Annotated in this window: 19 protein-coding genes; 17 read left to right on the forward strand and 2 right to left on the reverse strand. The window is 41.5% G+C overall.

Features of this window, described 5'->3' with window-relative positions:
* Window positions 1–2: 2 nt before the first annotated feature.
* The 10 genes from btuD to PTE_RS18310 all read left to right on the forward strand — a co-directional run bounded on the left by btuD (window position 3) and on the right by PTE_RS18310 (window position 11,115).
* Window positions 3–749: a vitamin B12 ABC transporter ATP-binding protein BtuD gene (gene btuD / locus PTE_RS18265; RefSeq protein WP_036849614.1), complete on the forward strand. Its 747-nt coding sequence runs from the start codon at window positions 3–5 to the stop codon at window positions 747–749.
* Between the two features lie 129 nt (window positions 750–878).
* Window positions 879–2,024, forward strand: a complete 1,146-nt coding sequence (gene arnB, locus PTE_RS18270; protein ID WP_036849459.1) for a UDP-4-amino-4-deoxy-L-arabinose aminotransferase — start codon at window positions 879–881, stop codon at window positions 2,022–2,024.
* Window positions 2,025–3,011, forward strand: coding sequence for an undecaprenyl-phosphate 4-deoxy-4-formamido-L-arabinose transferase (gene arnC / locus PTE_RS18275; RefSeq protein ID WP_036849460.1), 987 nt, complete (start codon window positions 2,025–2,027; stop codon window positions 3,009–3,011).
* Window positions 3,012–4,997 (forward strand): bifunctional UDP-4-amino-4-deoxy-L-arabinose formyltransferase/UDP-glucuronic acid oxidase ArnA, encoded by a 1,986-nt coding sequence (gene arnA / locus PTE_RS18280; protein ID WP_036849461.1) that lies wholly within the window; start codon window positions 3,012–3,014, stop codon window positions 4,995–4,997.
* On the forward strand, window positions 4,994–5,887 hold the full coding sequence (arnD, locus tag PTE_RS18285) for a 4-deoxy-4-formamido-L-arabinose-phosphoundecaprenol deformylase (protein ID WP_036849462.1): 894 nt from the start codon (window positions 4,994–4,996) through the stop codon (window positions 5,885–5,887). The genes arnA and arnD overlap by 4 nt, the downstream gene beginning before the upstream one ends.
* A gap of 7 nt (window positions 5,888–5,894) precedes the next feature.
* Complete coding sequence (arnT, locus tag PTE_RS18290) at window positions 5,895–7,556, forward strand: lipid IV(A) 4-amino-4-deoxy-L-arabinosyltransferase (protein ID WP_036849463.1); 1,662 nt, start codon at window positions 5,895–5,897, stop codon at window positions 7,554–7,556.
* Entirely contained in the window at window positions 7,553–7,882 is a 330-nt protein-coding gene (arnE, locus tag PTE_RS18295) for a 4-amino-4-deoxy-L-arabinose-phosphoundecaprenol flippase subunit ArnE (RefSeq protein ID WP_036849464.1), read from the forward strand. Before arnT ends, arnE begins: the two co-directional genes overlap by 4 nt.
* Window positions 7,879–8,271, forward strand: a complete 393-nt coding sequence (gene arnF / locus PTE_RS18300) for a 4-amino-4-deoxy-L-arabinose-phosphoundecaprenol flippase subunit ArnF (protein ID WP_036849465.1) — start codon at window positions 7,879–7,881, stop codon at window positions 8,269–8,271. The genes arnE and arnF overlap by 4 nt, the downstream gene beginning before the upstream one ends.
* A 93-nt stretch (window positions 8,272–8,364) precedes the next feature.
* Window positions 8,365–8,850, forward strand: a complete 486-nt coding sequence (locus tag PTE_RS18305) for a C40 family peptidase (RefSeq protein WP_036849466.1) — start codon at window positions 8,365–8,367, stop codon at window positions 8,848–8,850.
* A gap of 1,296 nt (window positions 8,851–10,146) precedes the next feature.
* Entirely contained in the window at window positions 10,147–11,115 is a 969-nt protein-coding gene (locus tag PTE_RS18310) for an IS30 family transposase (protein WP_023842307.1), read from the forward strand.
* Between the two features lie 630 nt (window positions 11,116–11,745).
* Here PTE_RS18310 and PTE_RS24000 read toward each other — a convergent pair.
* Window positions 11,746–12,054 (reverse strand): flagellar protein FlhE, encoded by a 309-nt coding sequence (locus PTE_RS24000; protein ID WP_339366727.1) that lies wholly within the window; start codon window positions 12,052–12,054, stop codon window positions 11,746–11,748.
* 164 nt (window positions 12,055–12,218) lie between these two features.
* Here PTE_RS24000 and PTE_RS18315 point away from each other — a divergent pair, with 164 nt between their 5' ends.
* From PTE_RS18315 to PTE_RS18340, 6 genes are all read left to right on the forward strand, one after another.
* Complete coding sequence (locus tag PTE_RS18315; protein WP_422615335.1) at window positions 12,219–12,962, forward strand: ABC transporter ATP-binding protein; 744 nt, start codon at window positions 12,219–12,221, stop codon at window positions 12,960–12,962.
* Window positions 12,955–14,169: an ABC transporter permease gene (locus tag PTE_RS18320; RefSeq protein WP_036849469.1), complete on the forward strand. Its 1,215-nt coding sequence runs from the start codon at window positions 12,955–12,957 to the stop codon at window positions 14,167–14,169. Before PTE_RS18315 ends, PTE_RS18320 begins: the two co-directional genes overlap by 8 nt.
* A gap of 40 nt (window positions 14,170–14,209) precedes the next feature.
* Window positions 14,210–15,640, forward strand: coding sequence for a TolC family protein (locus PTE_RS18325; RefSeq protein ID WP_422615338.1), 1,431 nt, complete (start codon window positions 14,210–14,212; stop codon window positions 15,638–15,640).
* On the forward strand, window positions 15,633–16,910 hold the full coding sequence (locus PTE_RS18330) for an HlyD family secretion protein (protein ID WP_036849471.1): 1,278 nt from the start codon (window positions 15,633–15,635) through the stop codon (window positions 16,908–16,910). The genes PTE_RS18325 and PTE_RS18330 overlap by 8 nt, the downstream gene beginning before the upstream one ends.
* A 479-nt stretch (window positions 16,911–17,389) precedes the next feature.
* Entirely contained in the window at window positions 17,390–17,845 is a 456-nt protein-coding gene (locus PTE_RS18335) for a hypothetical protein (protein WP_036849472.1), read from the forward strand.
* A gap of 424 nt (window positions 17,846–18,269) precedes the next feature.
* Entirely contained in the window at window positions 18,270–18,599 is a 330-nt protein-coding gene (locus PTE_RS18340) for a hypothetical protein (protein WP_198539217.1), read from the forward strand.
* A 725-nt stretch (window positions 18,600–19,324) separates the two neighbouring features.
* On the opposite strand, the gene PTE_RS18345 is transcribed toward PTE_RS18340, so the two are convergent.
* On the reverse strand, window positions 19,325–19,687 hold the full coding sequence (locus tag PTE_RS18345) for a helix-turn-helix domain-containing protein (RefSeq protein WP_036849473.1): 363 nt from the start codon (window positions 19,685–19,687) through the stop codon (window positions 19,325–19,327).
* 263 nt (window positions 19,688–19,950) lie between these two features.
* Here PTE_RS18345 and PTE_RS18350 point away from each other — a divergent pair, with 263 nt between their 5' ends.
* Window positions 19,951–20,565, forward strand: a complete 615-nt coding sequence (locus PTE_RS18350; RefSeq protein ID WP_036849474.1) for a hypothetical protein — start codon at window positions 19,951–19,953, stop codon at window positions 20,563–20,565.
* The last annotated feature ends 1 nt before the right edge of the window (window position 20,566 follow it).

A 20,566-nucleotide genomic window follows, 5' to 3' on the forward strand; every position in this document is an offset into this window, starting at 1 on the left:
TGATGACTCTCCGGCAAGTCTCAGTACAAAACCGATTAATGCCGCTGACCGCCTCGGTACAACAAGGTGAACAAATTCATCTCATTGGGCCGAATGGTTCAGGGAAAAGTACGTTATTGGCCTGTATGGCAGGTATTTTGCCGTGTAGTGGTGAAATTGCTTTGCAACAAAAATGCCTGAGTCAATATAGTCATGGTGAATTAGCACGGCACAGAGCATGGCTCAGTCAGCAAATTTCTTCTATACCCATAATGCCGGTTTTTCAATATCTGCAACTGCACTTGATGCACCACCGGGTTAATTGTGACGATGTGCTGTCAGAACTCTGTTCTTATTTTAAGTTGGGAATGCTGCTGGAGACACCGGTAGGAAATTTATCGGGTGGTGAATGGCAAAGGGTGCGGTTAACCGGGGTTTTTTTACAGGTTTGGCCATCAATTAATTCAAAAGGTAAATTATTACTCCTGGATGAGCCGGCAAATAACCTTGATATCACTCAGGTGGCAGCACTTGATCTGTTGGTAAAGAAATTCTGTGCACTCGGTGGAACCGTCATCATGAGTGGTCACGATCTTAATCACAGTTATGATAAAGCTGATCGGATTTGGTTGCTTGCCAATGGCCTATTGGTTGCGGATGGAAAACCGGATGAGGTAATGAAAGAAAATACGCTCTCCAGCGTTTTTGCGGCTGATATCAAATGTGTGTCAGAGAAAAGGCATAAATATTGGCGAGTTTTTTTGCTTTGATCATAGTTCAGTCACAGTGAACCTATTGTAATTTTCACTTAATTTGCTAAATCATACCTGCGTTGATGATTCGTTAAAATATAGTCATCTAAGATGTCATCATATTATGAATGAATTGGACTGTGTTTTATGGATCGTTTTTTGCCATTTTCCCGTCCTGCCATAGGTGATGAAGAAATTCAGGCAGTAGAGAAAGTTCTTCGTTCGGGCTGGATTACAACAGGCCCGCAAAATCATCAATTGGAACAGGATTTCTGCCGTATGTTTGGTTGTAAACATGCGGTTGCCTTGGCTTCTGCAACGGCAGGTATGCATCTGACATTAATGGCGTTGGGTATTGGCCCCGGTGATGAAGTCATTACTCCATCTCTAACTTGGGTTTCCACAATAAATATGATCTGTCTGCTTGGTGCTGAACCGATCATGATTGATGTCGATCGTAATACTTTAATGGTCGAAGCAGAAACCGTAAAAAAAGCAATTACCCCCAGAACTAAAGCGATTATTCCTGTTCATTATGCTGGGGCTCCCTGTGATTTGGATGCACTGCGTGTCATTGCTCAGGATGCCGGTATTCCGTTAATTGAAGACGCGGCTCATGCAATAGGGGCTCGTTATAAAAATGAGTGGGTTGGTGAGCATGGTACGGCTATTTTCTCTTTTCATGCCATAAAAAATATCACCTGTGCGGAAGGGGGTTTAATTGTTACTGATAATAATGAACTTGCTGAACGGATCCGGTGTCTAAAATTTCATGGATTAGGTGTTGATGCTTTTGATCGTCAAATTCAGGGCAGGAGACCACAGGCGGAAGTTGTAGAACCGGGTTACAAATATAATTTATCTGATATTCATGCTGCCATTGCAGTTGTGCAATTAAGCAAATTGGAATCAATGAATGCTCGCCGTCGGCAAATTGTAGCCCGTTATTCAGCGGCATTAAAAAATTTGCCGTTGCAGATGCTAAGTGTACCCGATTATGAACATTTACATGCACATCATCTGTTTATGGTGCGGGTTAATAAAGATATCTGTGGTATTGACCGCGATACATTAATGGAGCGTCTCAAAGAAAAAAATATTGGCACAGGTTTGCATTTCAGGGCTGCACATACGCAAAAATATTATCGGGCGCGTTACTCGCAGTTGTCGCTGCCTGAATCAGAATGGAATTCAGCAACGCTTTGTTCATTGCCACTTTTCCCTGATATGAGTGATAACGATGTGGATTGTGTCATTGATGCTTTACAAGAAATTATTTCGGAGCGCAGATAAGTGTCATTTGAGCAAATTAAGAAAGTTTCTGTTGTTATTCCAGTTTATAACGAAGAAGAAAGTTTACCTCTTTTACTGGAAAGAACTTTGGCGGCTTGTAAGCAATTGACTCAGGAATACGAGCTTATTCTTATTGATGATGGCAGTAGTGATAAATCTGCGGAAATTCTGATTCAGGCAGCGGAACAACCTGAAAATCATATTATTGCAATTCTGCTTAATCGTAATTACGGTCAGCATTCAGCAATCATGGCGGGTTTTAATCAGGTCAATGGCGATCTGGTTATTACGCTTGATGCAGATTTACAGAATCCGCCAGAAGAGATCCCCCGTCTGGTTAAAACGGCTGAACAGGGTTATGACGTTGTGGGTACCCGCCGGGCTAACCGGCAGGATTCCCTGTTTCGTAAAACAGCTTCAAAAATCATCAACGCTATGATTACTAAGGCAACAGGCCGTTCTATGGGGGATTATGGTTGTATGCTTCGTGCCTATCGCCGTCACATTATTGAAGCCATGTTGCAGTGCCATGAGCGCAGCACCTTCATTCCTATTCTGGCAAACACCTTCGCCCGTAAAACGATAGAGATTGATGTTGCCCATGCAGAGCGTGAATTTGGTGATTCCAAATACAACTTCATGAAGCTGATTAATCTGATGTATGACCTGCTTACCTGCCTGACAACAGCCCCATTGCGTCTGTTGAGCGTAGTCGGGAGTGTCATTGCGGTTTCAGGTTTTTTACTGGCGGTGCTGCTGGTGACTTTACGTCTGATTTTCGGTTCTATTTGGGCAGCGGAAGGGGTGTTTACCCTGTTTGCCATCCTTTTCATGTTTATTGGCGCACAGTTCATTGCAATGGGCTTATTAGGTGAATACATAGGCCGTATTTATAACGATGTCCGTGCGCGCCCACGTTATTTTATTCAAAAAGTGGTCGGAAATAAAAAGACCAACGACAACCCAGAAAACCAGGAAGAGTACTAAATGAAAGCAATTATCTTTGCCTATCATGATATCGGCTGTGTCGGGATCAATGCCTTAACTAAAGCGGGCTTTGATATTCAGGCAGTATTTACCCATACAGATGATCCTACTGAAACCCATTTTTTCTCTTCTGTTGCCCGTTTGAGTGCAGATTTGGCGCTGCCGGTTTTTGCACCAGAGAACGTTAACCATCCACTTTGGATTGAGCGTATCCGGGAAATGAAACCTGATGTGATTTTCTCTTTTTATTACCGGGACATGCTGAGCGAAGATATCTTATCACTGGCGAGCGCCGGGGCATTTAATCTGCATGGCTCTCTGTTGCCAAAATACCGTGGCCGTGCCCCCATTAACTGGGCGATTTTGCATGGTGAAACAGAAACGGGTGTTACCCTGCATAAAATGGTATTGAAACCTGATGCAGGGGATATTGTCGCTCAACATAAAGTCACTATTACAGAAACAGATACTTCGCTGATTTTGCACGGTAAAATTCGTGAAGCGGCGGAAAAATTGCTTGATCAAGTATTACCTCAGATCAAAGCAGGAACTTACACTGCCACACCGCAGGATGAGAAGCAGGCAACTTACTTTGGTCGCCGTATTGCCGCTGATGGAGAAATTGATTGGGGCAAATCAGCCACCGAAATCAACAATTTGATAAGGGCTGTGACGGAACCTTATCCTGGGGCATTTACTTTCTTGGGTGAGCGCAAGATGACTATCTGGCGGGCTTCCGTGCTGAATAAAGCGCATAATAAACAGCCAGGTACGATATTGTCTGTCGCTCCGCTGATCATTGCTTGTGGTCAAGGTGCGCTAGAAATTATGAGTGGGCAGAATGAATCCGGTCTGTATGTTCAGGGAACTCGCTTGGCGGCAGATATGAGCATTGTGACTGATATCCGTGTCGGCCCAAAGTCAACCTCTCAAATTAGCCACCGTAAACGTGTATTAATTCTGGGTGTGAATGGTTTTATCGGTAATCATCTGACAGAACGCCTGTTGCGTGATGGCAACTATGATATCTACGGTATGGATATCGGTTCTTCTGCTATTGAACGTTTCATCGGTAATCCACGTTTTCACTTCATTGAAGGTGATGTCAACATCCATACGGAGTGGATTGAGTATCACATCAAGAAGTGTGATGTGGTTCTGCCGCTGGTGGCTATTGCAACCCCGATTGAATATACCCGTAACCCACTGCGCGTATTTGAACTGGATTTCGAAGAGAATCTAAAGATTGTTCGTTATTGTGTTAAATACAATAAACGGATTATTTTCCCGTCCACATCAGAAGTTTACGGAATGTGTGATGATAAAGAGTTTGACGAAGATGATTCTCGTCTGATTGTTGGCCCGATTAATAAACAGCGCTGGATCTATTCTGTCTCCAAACAATTATTGGATCGTGTTATCTGGGCATATGGTGAGAAAGAAGGGCTTAAATTCACGCTGTTTCGTCCATTTAATTGGATGGGGCCACGTTTGGATAACCTGAACTCTGCGCGTATTGGCAGTTCCAGAGCGATCACACAACTGATATTAAACTTAGTTGAAGGCTCACCGATCAAACTGGTGGATGGTGGTGAACAGAAACGCTGTTTTACTGATATTAATGATGGTATTGAAGCGCTATTCCGGATTATTGAAAACCGTGATGGGTTGTGTAACGGTCAAATTGTCAATATTGGTAATCCAACTAACGAAGCCAGTATTCGCCAGTTAGCAGAAATGTTACTTGATAGCTTTGAGAATCATGAGTTGAGAGGTCATTTTCCTCCGTTTGCTGGATTTAAAAAGATTGAAAGTGGAAGTTACTACGGTAAAGGCTATCAGGATGTTGAACACCGTAAGCCCAGCATTAAAAATGCGGAGCGGCTGCTAGGTTGGAAACCAACCATTGAGATGAAACAGACGATAAATGAAACATTGGATTTCTTCCTGCGTGGTGAAGTGGAAGAATTAGGGAAAAATGCATGAAACAAGTTGGCTTGAGAATTGATGTGGACACCTATCGGGGAACCGTTGAAGGGGTACCGCAGTTGCTTAAAATCTTGGCGAAGCATCAGATTCAAGCCAGTTTTTTCTTTAGTGTCGGGCCGGATAATATGGGACGCCATTTATGGCGTCTTTTACGGCCGAAATTCTTATGGAAAATGTTGAGATCAAATGCGGCATCTTTGTATGGTCTTGATATCTTACTGGCGGGTACGGCATGGCCGGGTAAGAAGATAGCCAGGGATTTAGGCTATCTGATGAAGCAAACGCTGGCTGCAGGCCATGAAGTTGGCTTACATGCCTGGGATCATCAGGGCTGGCAGGCGAAAGTTGGCCGCTGGTCTGAGGCTCAGTTAACCGAGCAGGTTAAACTGGGAGTGGAGGCTTTGGTACAGGCAACCGGCCAACGGGTAACGTGTTCTGCTGCTGCTGGCTGGCGGGCGGATGAACGCGTACTTGCAGTAAAGCAGCGATTTAGTTTTGATTACAACAGTGATTGCCGGGGGACCCATCCATTCAGGCCCATTTTACCTGACGGTACTATTGGCACTGTGCAAATTCCGGTGACGTTGCCGACGTATGATGAAGTGGTAGGAATTCAGGTTAAAGATGAAGATTTTAATCGGTTTATCCTTGATGAAATAAAAAACAACCTGGGAGTCCCGGTGTATACCATCCATACGGAAGTGGAAGGGATGTCCAAATCCACAGAATTTGAAGCCCTGCTGGAAATGGTTCACCGGGAAAACATACAATTTTGTGCATTGAGTCATCTGCTGCCTGAAAATACACAGCGAATTCCAGTAGGAAGAATCGTTCGTTCCGAATTTCCCGGCAGAGAAGGGTGGTTAGGATGCCAACAAGAGGTTTAACTTATCTATGTTAAATAACCGGGCGTGTAAAATAGGGGCCTTTCTGATGGCTCTTTTTTTTGCCCTTACCTATTTATTACCCCTTAATGGCCGTCTGTTATGGCAGCCAGATGAAACCCGTTATGCAGAAATTAGTCGTGAAATGCTGCAACGAGGAGATTGGATTGTTCCTTATTTGCTAGATATTCGTTATTTTGAAAAGCCGGTAGCCGGTTATTGGATTAATAATATCAGCCAATGGATTTTTGGTGAGAATAACTTTGCTGTCCGTTTTGGATCAGTTTTCTGTATTTTCATCAGTGCAATTTTATTATATCGGCTTGCTATGATGATGTGGCAGGACCGGCATATTGCTTTTGCCGCCAGTTTGATTTATATCTCAACGTTTCTGGTTTTGGCGATTGGCACTTATAGCGTGCTTGATCCGATGTTCTCGTTGTGGGTGACAGCGGCCATGGTGTGCAGTTTCTGGGCATTAAAAGCGGATTGTACCCGGCAGCGGGTTATAGCATATCTGGTGCTTGGTTTGTGTTGTGGTATGGGTTTTATGACGAAAGGGTTTCTGGCACTGGCCGTTCCGGTGATTGCTATGTTGCCGGTTGTCATTTATCAGAAACGGGTCCGGCAAATAGTCTACTTTGGTCCGCTTGCTATTATTTCCGCGATAGCAATCAGTTTGCCGTGGGTTATTGCGGTTGCCCTGCGTGAGCCTGATTATTGGCACTATTTCTTCTGGATTGAGCATATTAAGCGTTTCTCAGCCGATGATGCTCAACATATAGCACCATTCTGGTATTACATACCGATTCTGATCCTTGGTGTGATCCCGTGGCTTGGATTATTGCCTGGGGCCGTGATTAAAGGCTGGAAAGAGAGAAAATCCCATCCTGAAATGTTTTTTCTGCTTTGCTGGTTTGCGGTGCCATTATTATTTTTCAGTATTGCAAAAGGAAAATTGCCGACTTACATCTTGCCCTGTATGGCACCATTGGCAATGATGATGGCTAAATTTGGTGTAGATTGTGTAAAAAATGGCAAGATGAAATTACTGAAGATCAATGGAATAGTTAACGTATTCATTGGGTTGCTGGCGGTAATGGCTTTGTTTGCTATGGAAGTAGTGACAAAACATGCGTTATATCAGCCATCAGAATGGCCGAAATGGGTTTTAGCTATTGTTGCCTTTGGGATCTGGGCAATTATTGGCTATCTGTGTTTCATGCTGAATGGGAAATACTGGTTGTGGGCGGCATTTTGCTCTATTGTTGTCAGCCTGACGATTGGTAATGCTTTGCCTGAAAATATCATTAACTCCAAATTGCCTCAGAGTTTTATTAACCTGCATCATCAAGAACTTGCGGACAGTCGGTATATTGTATCGGAAAGTGTTGGCCTTGCGACCAGTGTTGCATGGGAGATGAAACGCAGTGATATTTATATGCTTGAGCGTTTTGGTGAGCTGGAATATGGTTTGAATTATCCGGATAGCCGATACCGACATATTAGCGATAAAGATTTTCCGCAATGGCTGGAAAAAGCCCGTAAAGAAGGCCGGGTATCAGTACTCTTTCATTTGTATAAAAATGAAGAATTACCTGATTTACCAAAAGCAGATCAAGTCAGCCGTAATTACCGCTTCGTTATTATGGTCTATGAGAAACGCCCATGATAAGTTTTGCTTTGTTGTTGCTGGTCAGCATGATGACATGTGCTGGTCAGCTATGTCAGAAACAGGCTGTGATATGTTGGAATAAGAAAGCATTAGCGCTGAAATGGTTGGTAGGGGCAGTGATTCTGTTAGCTGTTGGGATGTTATTTTGGCTGCGTTTGTTACAGATATTGCCGTTGGGAATAGCTTATCCTATGTTGAGTATCAATTTTATTATGGTTACTTTAGCGGGGAAATTTCTCTATCAGGAAAAAGTAGGCAGGAAGCATTGGAGTGGGGTTGCTTGTATCATGTTGGGAATTTTGTTGATGAGCCTGAATGAATGAAAGGTTATATTTGGGGATTAGCTAGCGTATTATTGGTGACAGTAGCACAGTTATTGCTGAAATGGGGCGTTGTAAATTTGCCGGCATTGAACTTTGGCTTGCATTGGTTTGATGTTGAGTGGCTATGGGATAATCGCAATTCTCTCGTGACGATAATGGCTGGTCTGGCTGGGTATCTGTTATCTATGCTATGTTGGTTATTTGCACTGAAATATTTACCATTAAATAAAGCTTATCCGTTAATAAGCCTGAGTTATGTCTTTGTTTATTCAATGGCGGCCTTATTGCCCTGGTTTAATGAAACAGTCACCTTGTTGAAAACAGTAGGTGTCATTTTCATTTTATTTGGTGTCTGGTTGATTAGCCGTCCAGAACGAATAACCAAATAAATATTTAGCTCTTTTGCTTGAAAGACAGCCTTGTTTTTTGGTTGGAGGCTGGATAAAGTTAGCGTATTTTGTGGGTTCTGTGAGGTGAGATTGATGACGATAAGAATAAAAGAGCTGTTGTTGCTACTCAGCTTGTTACTTATTGGTTGTTCCAGTCATACCCCCAGAACCCAGGCTCCTGCGTTAAAAACGGCGCTTTCTGATCCCATCATGGTGATTGCTCAACTTAAAGAGCAGCTTAATCAATGGTACGGCACACCCTATCATTATGGTGGGATGGATCGTAGGGGAGTCGATTGCTCTGGTTTTGTTTACCGTACTTTCAGTGACCGGTTTGATATTCAATTACCTCGTACTACCCGTGGGCAAATAGGGTTAGGAACCCGCATTGATAAAGGTGATTTAATGCCGGGTGATTTAGTTTTTTTCAAAACAGGCAGTGGTGAATATGGGTTACATGTTGGTATTTATGATGCCAACAATGAATTTATTCATGCATCAACCCATAAAGGTGTCATTCGCTCATCTATGAATAATGTTTACTGGAGAAAAGCTTTTTGGCAAGCCCGCAGGATTTAACGTAAAAACAGGTAAAAACTTTAATCAGCAAAGGTAAAACAGTGATTAAGGATTTTTTAAAGCGGGTAAAAAATTCGATGTTATATTAATATATGAGATTATGTTAAAACATTTAATGGGGTTAATCGTTATTTACGCCAGCAGATTCGCCAACATCAGTTTTCAAGTGTGTTTTGATTTTTCAAAGCACAATTTTAAAAAAAAGGTTTTTAACTTTTTTAAAAAGAGATTTATTTTATATTTGATATTTTTTTAATGGTTTAATGGTTTAATGGTTTAATGGTTTAATGGTTTAATGGTTTAATGGTTTAATGGTTTTTGTTTTGTCTTCATTAAAATGGTTATTTTAGCGTAATAAATGGCATGTGCATTTAGTCAAAATTATTTTTAAAAGATTGGGATTCTTAACTACCACCTACTGAAGTAGGTGGGTTAGCGCACTTCGGTGCCGACGACTGAAAGTCGTCGAACCACGCACCTCGTAAACGCGCATATGTCAAAAAATTAAAGTCAAAGTCACCGTCTAAAGACGGTGGTTTTAACCTTTCATTTGGAAAATAAAAATAAAATCATTTATTTATTAAAATAGGCTCGTCATATGATTCTAGATTTTCACTTAATCCCATTGACCCATATCTATTTAAATCATGTTTAAATAACTTGGTCAGTTAATTTAATAACGCCTTATTACATCAATAATGGTGAAAAGTCTGGCAAATTAATCTGCCAGACAGGTTATAATGATTAAATGAGCATTTAAGCGTTAACAGAGCGCGAAAATAGCTTGAAAAATAACGATATGAATTTATTTTAGCGTTAAATTATATTAAAGGTATAAAAATAGGCATGACTTAAATCAAACCGTAGAAAAGCAATATTATTGGATGGGATAAGATAGTGTAAAACATGTTTAAACGGGCGTATTTAATGTATCACGGTGTTACATAATAAATGCAACATAATAATGCTAAAAGTAATCCAGTTAGTATTCGATTAAATGATTTATTTGAGGATTTTGTTATTCAGATTTTTTATAAACGATTATTTAACATTTTTTACGGCTATATACATGAATAAAACCAATTATTTTTCTCGTTTTTCACTGATAATTTTATGATGGGCAGGTTTTAAATGGTTAGTAAAAGCCATTTTTTAATATCTGGTTCTAATCGGTATAATAAAGGATTAACCATTGTTTTCACTATTTTTAATACCGATTCGACTAATAAGTGCAATTTTTCAGAAAGGCGGTCAGTTGCTATAGTAGGCACCTTTCCCGCCACAGGAAAATGCACTATGGCCTATACACAACTGACCGAGACAGAAAGATATCAGATTTCCAGTTTAAAAAAAGCGGGTTTTTCACAGCGTTTCATTGCTGAGTCACTTAAGCGAAGCCCGTCGACCATCAGCAGAGAATTGAAGAGAAATCAAGAAGTCCAGACATACTGCCCTGAACAGGCTCATTTGAAGGTATTGGCTCGTCGTCATTTTGCTAAGAAAGCCGTGAAAATAACGCCGGAAGTAAAAAAATGGATAAAACGGTTAATTTGGAAAGACTTAAGTCCTGAACAGGTGGCTGATTATTTAAAGCAACATAAAGGGATATCTTTGCATCATGAGACAATTTATAGACTGATTTATAAAGATAAAATAGAGGGGGGTGATTTATGGCAACATCTGCGAATTGCCCGAAAACCCTATCGTAAACGTTATGGTAGCTATGAAAGAAGAGGCAAAATTAAAAATCGGGTCAGTATTGATGAACGCCCGGAAATTGTTGATAAAAAAGAACGTATTGGCGACTGGGAAGGAGATACGATAATAGGGAAAGGAAAAAAAAGTGTCTTATTAACATTGGTTGACCGCAAGACGCTGTATACAATTATCGTTAAACTTGATAGCAAGCGAGCTTCAGAAGTCGCGAAAGCGGCAGTGAAAGTATTATTTCCGTTAAAACAAAAGGTTAAGACCATCACGTTCGATAACGGTCTGGAGTTCGCAGATCATGAAATCATCAGTGAAAAATTAGAAACCCAAATTTACTTTGCTCACCCTTATTCGCCTTGGGAAAGAGGGATCAATGAGAATATCAATGGGTTAATCAGACAATACTTTCCAAAGGGAACCGATTTTAATGAAATCTCTGATCAGGAAATAAATTTTGTGGTAAACCGATTAAATAATCGCCCCCGGAAAACACGGGGTGGGAAAACACCGAATGAATTATTTAAGGGAATACGAACATGTTTACTTCCAGATTAACGATGTTGCACTTATTATGTGAATCTACCCCTGATTTCTATTAGATTTAATCATCATGGTATATTGTGTTTTACATTTAATCAACATTAATCATACCCGTTTTTTATCTTTTTTAATGCTGTTTCACTGGTAATTTTGAACAGTTATTATAAGTCACCCTCATTTCTTTTATCTTCATAAATCAACCAATAAATAGCTTGATGGTATAAAGATGCCACTTTATATTTTTCTAATAATCAATACCTTTTTCAGAGCTTAAACCCTGCCAAATTAACCATTTCATCTATTTTATGGTTTTTTCATAAAATAATGGTAGAAAAGTACCTTTAATATCAGTCTATTTGGATAATATGCTTTTTCTCGCTGATTTTTTAACTCTCTGTTAATGGTTAATGGATTTCGATTAAACTTAATTAACGTTCTTTTAAAAAGTTGCACTTATTATGTGAATCCACCTCCGTCTTTTATATAAAAGCTTTAATATTTCTGTTGTTGTGCTTTTAAATGGTCATGCAGGACAGTTAAATGTAAAATAAGCGGAGGATAACATCGTCGATGCTAATCACCGAAAAAAAGCAGCTGGCCGCCTGTGGTGCTGACGGCAATCTTTGGAGAATAATCGAGAAATTATTACCAAGTGACCGTAATTTCTCCCATTTGTCCTGCCACAGGTACTGTTCCGCCATTTGCAACTCTCAAAGCATAAAAGAACTGCTGTGCCGGGCTTCTAGTATTGAATGCAGCTGTCGACATTCTCCGGGTGCGAGAGATATCAAAGCAATGGTTGGTATCTCCCTGACAAAGATAAACCGACAGTCCTTGAGGCCATCCGACAACATTCCAAGTCCAGGATACATTGCTAATACTGCCGGAAGCTGGTGGAGATCCGAATGCCAAAGCAGGCAGGATTAATTTGGGTGGATTAATCCCAAAATGCAATGGGTAACTTGAATTTATGTTAAGTAAATCTAATCTATTTTTGCTGATCGATGTTTTTGCATCTCACTTAAGTTACAGCCTTTTACAAGAGAATCTTCCCATGATATAAAGCCTGATAAACGATCGAATGGAGCCTGTGACACATTTAATGGATGTCAAAAACGATGAATAAATCAGACATGACAATCACAACTTCCCAGTGTGGAGAAGTTTTGATTTACATGGAAAATATTTGTCGAACCTATCGTATGGGGGAAAAGTATCATCCAGTGCTGGATCAAATATCACTAACCATAATGCGTGGGCAAAGTTGTGCTATTGTCGGCGCTTCCGGTTCGGGTAAAAGCACACTGCTTAATATTCTTGGTTTATTGGATCAACCGACTTCTGGCTGTTTTCAGTTTAGTGGCGTTAATATAACAAATGTTACTCCTGATGAGCGGGCGAGAATAAGAAATCAGGAAATGGGTTTCGTATTTCAGAGTTTCAACTTACTTCCCAGAATGCAGGCATTGGATAATGTGGCGTTGCCATTGTTATATCGTGGATATTCACGTTCTCTGGCCCGGCAGGAGGCGAAATGCCAGCTTGAATTAGTTGGTCTGGCTGATCGTATTCACCATCGTCCGGCAGATCTCTCCGGGGGACAACGCCAACGTGTTGCCATCGCCAGAGCCTTGGTCGGCAAGCCTTCTCTCATTCTGGCTGATGAACCGACAGGCAATCTCGACAGTACTACAGCACGCGATATCATGGCGCTTCTTCTGTCACTGAACCGTGAGCAGGGCGTGACACTCGTCATGGTGACACACGATGAAGCAATCGCCAGAAATATGCAGCGCTGTCTGTATGTCAATGATGGGCAGCTTTCCGAAACCGATCTATGGCCGGATATATCCGATGCTTAACGTGAATTCTGGTCGCCACGGATTTTCCTTCTCGCAAGCTCTGCGTGAATCGCTGGATAGCCTGCGTTTACTGGGGCGGCGTTCCCTGTTTGCGTTGCTAGGTATTGCCGTCGGATGTGCTTCAGTCATTGCACTTCTGAACATTGGCTATAATGCTGCCAATGAAGCTATCAGCACTTTCAAGAGTATGGGGAGCAATATGCTGGTCGCCCATTTTGATTTTATGTCGGGCACTGATGTCAAACCCGCCCCATCCACACTGGATACGCAGATGCTTACCCGAATACTGCCCACGATCATGCATGCTGCGCCCATCACGTTATACTCAACCCGAATACGTTTCCTGGGACAAGGGATTGATACGAATATTACAGGAACATCCTCTGATCTGGCTGCGGTGCTTGATTTACAGATCGAGCAGGGACGTTTTCTATCGGACTATGATCGCCAGACGACTTATGCCGTGATCGGGGCAGATATTGCAAAACAGTCAAAAGTACCAAACCAACCTATCCGGGTAGGTAGTCAACTGCAAATTGAGGGATATATGTTTGAAGTGATAGGCATTCTCGCTGCTCAGGGAATAAATCCTTTACTCCCGGTTTCTGTTGATGGTTCCGTGATATTGCCCATTGAAGGCATGCGGCGGTTGCGGCCTGCTCCAGAGATAGGCAGTGTCATTGCCAGAGCGCGTGACGTAACAACGTTAAACAGTGATGCGGTATCATTGCGTGACTATCTTGTCTCATTATCAAACGGTCGTAATGTCGAAGTTCAAATTCCGCAGCAATTACTTGATGGATTGACGCGACAAGCCAAGACATTCTCCTATTTGCTTGCCGGATTGGGGGGCATTTCATTGCTGGTGGGCGGTGTGGGTGTCATGAATGTCATGCTGATGAATGTTTCGGAGCGCAGGCGTGAAATTGGTGTTCGTATGGCTCTGGGAGCCAGGCCTATTGATATCGGTGTACTTTTTATGCTGGAAGCTGCCACTCTGTCAATTGTCGGCGCAGTAGCGGGATCGTTGTTGGGGGTGACCGCTGGGTACCTGTTTGTAAAATTTTCCGGCTGGGTATTCACATTATCCCCATTCTCTTTGCCGCTGGGGGTTGCCAGTTCATTAGTGATCGGCTTATTTTTCGGCATCAACCCGGCATTAGCTGCTGCCAGGTTACAACCTGTAGAGGCACTTCGTGATGATTAGCCAAACTTTTCAGCGTGTTATTGGCATCATCATTGCGCTGATGATAGCTGTGCCTGGCGAACAAGCTTTAGCGGAGCCGCTGACGCCGTCACAGGCAACTATGCTCACAACGAACACAATTTCTCTTAATCAGCAGACTATCGATCTGACACTCAGTGATGCGATCTATTTGGGATTACGAAACAATCGCTCGATTCGCAGTGCTTATTTGGATCGGATTGCCCAGAAATTCGATTTGCGGGTTGCGGAAGATCGTTTTACGCCGAAGTTGCTGCTCAATAGCCGTTATATTGCTGCCCGTAATCAAGATGATCGTTACCGTCAGAGCGAGATTACGCCCACGTCTACAATGCTTGGGGAATATGGTACCCGGTTCAGCTTGTCGTGGACGAGCCGGGCGACATGGGCGGAGAATGCTGGCCGTAGCCGTAATGATGGCGTTTCATTTTCAGTGATCCAGCCGCTGTTGCGCGGTGCCGGCAAAGATGTGGCGACGGCACCGGTACGCCTTGCTCAACTGATGGAGCAAATAAATCGCCTGAATCTGAAAGCAACGGTATCCCAGACTATCAAGCAGATTATTATGGCTTATCGTGAATTGCTGCGCGCTCAAGAGCAATTACAAATCGCGCGTGATGCACTTGAACGTTCACGTCAACTGCTGGAAGTTAACAAAGTCATGATCTCCGCAGGCAGAATGGCCGCTTTCGAGATTGTTCAGACTGAGGCCGATGTTGCCATGCAGGAACTGGCTAATGAGGAAGCCGCTAATCAACTGGATACCAGTCGTTTAGAATTGCTGCGTTTGCTCGCCTTAGACTTGCAAACTCAGGTAAAAGCGACTGACAAATTGGATGCCAAACGCATAGATATTAATCTGCTTCAGGCGCAACATTTGGCACAAGAGCAGCAACCAACCTATCTCACCCAATTGATTACCGCAGAGCAGGCTGGCATTAACCTGACAGTCGCCCGTAATGACCGTTTATGGGATGTCTCTTTGGTCGGTGGGGCCAGCCAGGTACGTGATCGAACAGGTCCAAACAGTTCCCGAAGTTGGGAAAATTACGCGGGTGTTCAGGTGGAGATACCTATTGGTGATTTGAGTCAACGTCAGGCGGAAGTACGGGCGCGAGTTGATGTTCAGAATCAGGATATCCGTCTTACTGAGGCAAAACAGTTACTGGAGCGTGATGTCGGTAATGCGGTGCGTGATATTGGTACGCGCTGGCGTCAATATGAGATCGCACAACGTGCCAGAGATCTATCCCGACGTAAGCTGGAGATTGAACGTGAAAAACTGACAGTCGGCCGTTCCAGCAACTTTCAGGTATTGAGTTTTGAAACTGATCTGCGTAATGCCGAGAATGTTCGCCTCAATGCGTTAATCGCCTACCTGAATGCACAAGCGGAGCTGGATGAAACATTGGGCACCACTCTGGGGAGTTGGGATATTGCACTTAATGACTAAGCTCAGGGCATTTGCCCATTTCAGGCGTAAGACTCGTTGGCTGGTAGCGCTTGTTATTACGTTAGTCGCCGGGGCTGCCATTGCTTATGTCTATCTGCCGTCTTCAACTGATACATCATCACAGAAACAGTGGGTGCGTGTTGAACCTCAATTGCTGGAAAACCGTCTTGGGTTAGTTGGCCGCATTCAGGCTGCCACCAGTTTGACGATTGCGGCACCATTCGAGGGTGTTATCGCTGACGTCGTGGTGACTGAAGGCCAGCGCGTTAAGCGAGGGCAACCCCTGTTGAGCCTTGATACTGCGCAATTGGATATCCAGTTGCGTCAGGCGCTTACGGAACTATTGAAAGCCCAGAGAACCGTACAAGATTTGGTGGAATGGGAGAACAGTCAGGACGTCGCCAGGGTTCGCAGGACCTTGACTAATGCTCAGTTAAGCCTGAGTGATACCGAACGTAAGCTGGTTGATACTCGAGCCTTGTTCGAACGTGGCATTGTTCCGCGTATGGAAGTTGACACACTGGAGCAGCAGGCCAAAGTCCAACGGCTCGATCTTGCCGCCGCTAAGGAAGAGCTAAACGCTACGCTTGATAAAGGCACAGGCGAGAATCGCCAAATCGCCGATATGGAACTCGCCAACGCTCAATCGCGTTATCAGGCACTCCAAGTTCAGCAAGCTCAACGCGAGCTGGTTTCTCCTTTTGACGGAATTGTTGTTCGTCCTCTTGTTCAGGGATCAGACAAAGCGTTATCTATTCAAAAAGGGACACGAGTCACTCAGGGTGCACCGCTTTTTGGGATAATTAATTTAGAACAAATCCAGGCGGTAGCACGCATTGAAGAGGCAGATCTTCACCAATTGTATGAAGGAATGCCAGTTCAGATCACGGGTGATGGTTTTGCGGGGTTATCCTTGCAGGGGCAGATTAAGACGATTGGCGTACAGGGTCGTTCAAGCGAATCGCAGGGAGCTGGTGTAAATTATGATGTGTTGGTAGCGATTGATCCTCTTACACCCGAGCAGCGGCAGCGTATCCGTCTGAATATGAGTGCTAAACTGGCTATTGTCACGTATCGCAATGAACATGGATTGGCGGTGCCTGCCGGGGCATTACGCCAGGGGCCTGACGGGCAGATTTTTGTTACCTATAGACGTGAGTTACGTGATCCTGCACAGCAGATTACGGTAACACCAGGGTATGCTGTTCCTCAAGGGGTAGAAGTTGTCGGGTTAGATGCAGGCTATGTTGAAATTTCTGGGCAGCAATGACCGAGATTTGACCACGTGTATTGGATAACTTGGCTTTGGTACAATTGTTTGCATTGGCAATTTGTATGTTGAGATTCATTCTTAATATCATCTATTGCAACTCATTTACTGTTATATATTTATACTGCTTAAATTCTTGTTAAGATGATATCGAATTTAAAATTTCTGCGGAGTATTGTGACGAATTAATATTAATCTCCATTGGGACGATTTAATTTTACCATGAAACTGTTTCTATATAATTGTACCGATATTTATTCTCTTATTCCCCTAAGATTAAAATATTTTTGGATTTTATAACTAAGAGTCTTTTATCTATTTGAATAAATTCTGATGACAATGGTCTATATTATAAATATATAAAGCAGAAATTTGCTTTATGAATTTGGCGTATATATCGTGCGTCAGATAAGTTTATAGAAGAAAAAGTTGTATCAAAATGCAGTCAGCCATTCTAAACAACATAAGGAATATCTAATATGTTACTACGTAAATCGTTGTTGGCCCTGTTTGCAACTGCTTCCTTAACTGCTGTAGGCGTCGCTCATGCAGGTCCGCCCGTAACAGTTACATTTAAGCATCTTGGTGCGCCGGGTAGCGCTGATGCTGTTTATACCATCATTACTAACAATGAAGCCGGAACATACGCAAATGCAACACCTAAACCTGATTCAAGTGTAGGACAAGGAGGGTTCAATAGCTATCAGGTTCAAAGTCCGCTATCACCTGATGCAAATTACGCAATGGTACGATATAAAATAGGGTTTAAGAGCTGTGAATTTATGACCACTTTCGTGAATACATACGTCAATGGCGTTAAAATTCCGAAGTGGAATAAGGGAGCAACACCGAGCGGTGGCGCTGTTTGCAATGCAACCATCACCTTTACTAACTTTGTGACTTACGCATGGTCAGTTGAATTTACTATGAAGTAGTGAATAATGAGTCAGATTATTCTATTAGAGATATCTGGCTCATCTTGTTTTTTTGTTTTCGGTAGATTATATAATTATCAAAGATCATTGGCAGGATTTTCTCTTTACTATAATGTTAGTATAAGTGATATTATATGTGAGATACATTAATACTAAGTTATAATTGGAAAATATACAGTAATTTGGTTTTGTCATTGTCAATTAATGTTGAATGTTTGTTTTTATTTAGTTTAATTCTCTTTGGTATTTTATTGACGGACTATTAGTTCTACACTATTTTTAAAGTTGTAAAGTGTTTTTATAAGTTTATGGATTATGATGATTGAATATAGATGTCAATAAATTAGTTGAGTTTTTTGGTGTAATATGAATTTCTATATTTATAACTTGATGCTAAATCTAATATTATAAGGGTTAATATATTATGACCGATCAAAATAATGTTTCTGAAATAGTTTCTTCTGGTGTATCTATTTCTGATGTCACTGTATCTTCCATTGAAATTGCCCCAGATATAGCCAGAAACAACGTTCATGTAGTCATTACTGAAAGCAAAGATGGCAAAGATGGTACTCCACAAAATTTTCTTCTAGATAACTCTGCTGGTGGTTATCAAGGAAATGGTAGTCTAATAACTTTGATTTTAGCACACCTTGGTGCGAAAAAAGTTAATATTAGAACTACCGGATATGTATACAATGGTTATGGATACATCAACGGCGTATTACTTAAGACTGAAAAGCCAAAATCATAATCAAATACTTAAAAGAATGATAAGTAAGACTATGATATAATGAGAATTCCTATGGAAAATATTATTCGTTATTATTTGCATTAAAATACTAAGAGCACATCCCATTAGGTTATTTTATTTACCATTTTAAGCCTGGGCAGTGTTCAAACTATTTGCAAGAATAAGGACTGTTTGGATAAGCAGTAAGTTGAAATTAATTTTAAATAAAACCCTGATGTTCAATCTTCAGGGTTTATATTTATTCGCAGTTACATATGCACTAAATTTTAGGGGGGGAATCCCTATGGATAATTTCTATTGGTTTTTTTGTTAAGTATTATGTGAATCTACCTATTCTATTTATTTTAAAATTATATTAACCTGTTTATTAACGTGAACCAATAAAATAGAGCAGATTTTATTGTCATTTCATGAGGTGGTTATCTGAAATTACGTATGCTGATATATGTGGTAACGGTTAAGGAAAGCTAGAAGATTTATAGAAATCTGTTCTCTATTTCGAAGAAATAAACTGGGATTAGTCAAAGTGAAATGATATTAGGTACTCTTATTTAGGTAAGGGAAATAAATGTTAAATTAATCAGTTAGCTATCTGGGAAATTCTTATCTGGTTTTTGTTCCATTGGCAGCGTTAGTGAACTCAAATAGCATAAAAGAGAGATGGCCAATAAAACTATTGGCCATTGAGGGAGATACTACCAATAAGACAATTAGCAAATTGGTTATTACTCACAACTTAAGAAATACTTTAATTCAGGTAGATTACCGTTCTCCCTGAATCTGGCCGGTGTGGTGTTAAAGTGTTTTTTAAAGATCCGGGTAAATGTTGCTTGAGAACTGAAACCATACTGTAGAGCAATGTCAAGAATCGGCAGATTTTCTTCCCGCAGAGATTTTGCTGCTTCATGCAAACGCCGTTTGCGAACATATTCACCCAGAGTACAACCTTTCACCTCTTTAAATACCCTTTGCAGATGCCACTTCGAATAACCGCTCCTATTAGCAATGGTATCTATTTTTATACCTTCGTTACGTTGAAGCTGGGTTTCAAGCCATCGGACAATATCGTTTACTACAGTTTCGGACATTTTCACCTCCCACTAATGGTGGGCCAGTTGCTAAAATATTAGAATTAGTTAGCTATTCTTGTAATGATAATAACGATGGTTATTATCATTAGTATTTTAAGATAAATTGGAGATATCTATAGGCGAAAAGTGCTACTTGCAATTGATAATTACCACTATTCATGTAAATTTCCTTTGCTTTAACAACAAGTAGCATCAAATGATCCTCACCAATTTATTTAAAGCAGTATCATCGTTCGTCATTTAATTTAATGGAGGTTGTAATGCAATCGGACGTGGTTTTTTTAACTAAAAAACTGGCATTCTTTGTTTTTTATGCTCTGATTTTGTCCATAGTTATCGGCTTACTTTTTATCGATGTTGTCTATTTGCAGAATGCAGTGAAGGAGAGCTCATTAACTGAGATTGCTCAGGAGAGTATACTGTTTGTTATTTCTGCTGTATTTCTTCTGGAAGCAAGGAAGAATAGTCAATTACGTCCCGCATTAGTTTTGGTGTCAGGTTTTTTTGCTTGTTTGTTGATAAGAGAGTTGGACTCCATATTTGATCAAATATTTCATGGTGCCTGGGTGTGGATTGCTGTTCCGTTGGCGTTAATTTGTATTTTTTACGCAGTTTACCGAGGTCGGGTTACATTGGTTGGTCTTACTCATTTTGCCCGCCATCAAAGTTACGGCATGATGGTTTCAGGTATCTTGTGCGTGTTGGTTTTTTCCCGTCTGTTTGGTATGGGCGTGTTATGGCAAGGTTTAATGTTGGAAGATTTTGATCGAACTGTAAAAAATGTAGTTGAAGAGGGATGCGAAGCTCTGGGTTATTATTTGTGTCTGATTGCAGCTTTCTGGTATCTGCCTGATGCAATAAAATTTCGTAAGTAAA

The organism is Photorhabdus khanii NC19 (assembly GCF_000517265.1).
In the GTDB taxonomy this organism is placed as follows: domain Bacteria; phylum Pseudomonadota; class Gammaproteobacteria; order Enterobacterales; family Enterobacteriaceae; genus Photorhabdus; species Photorhabdus khanii.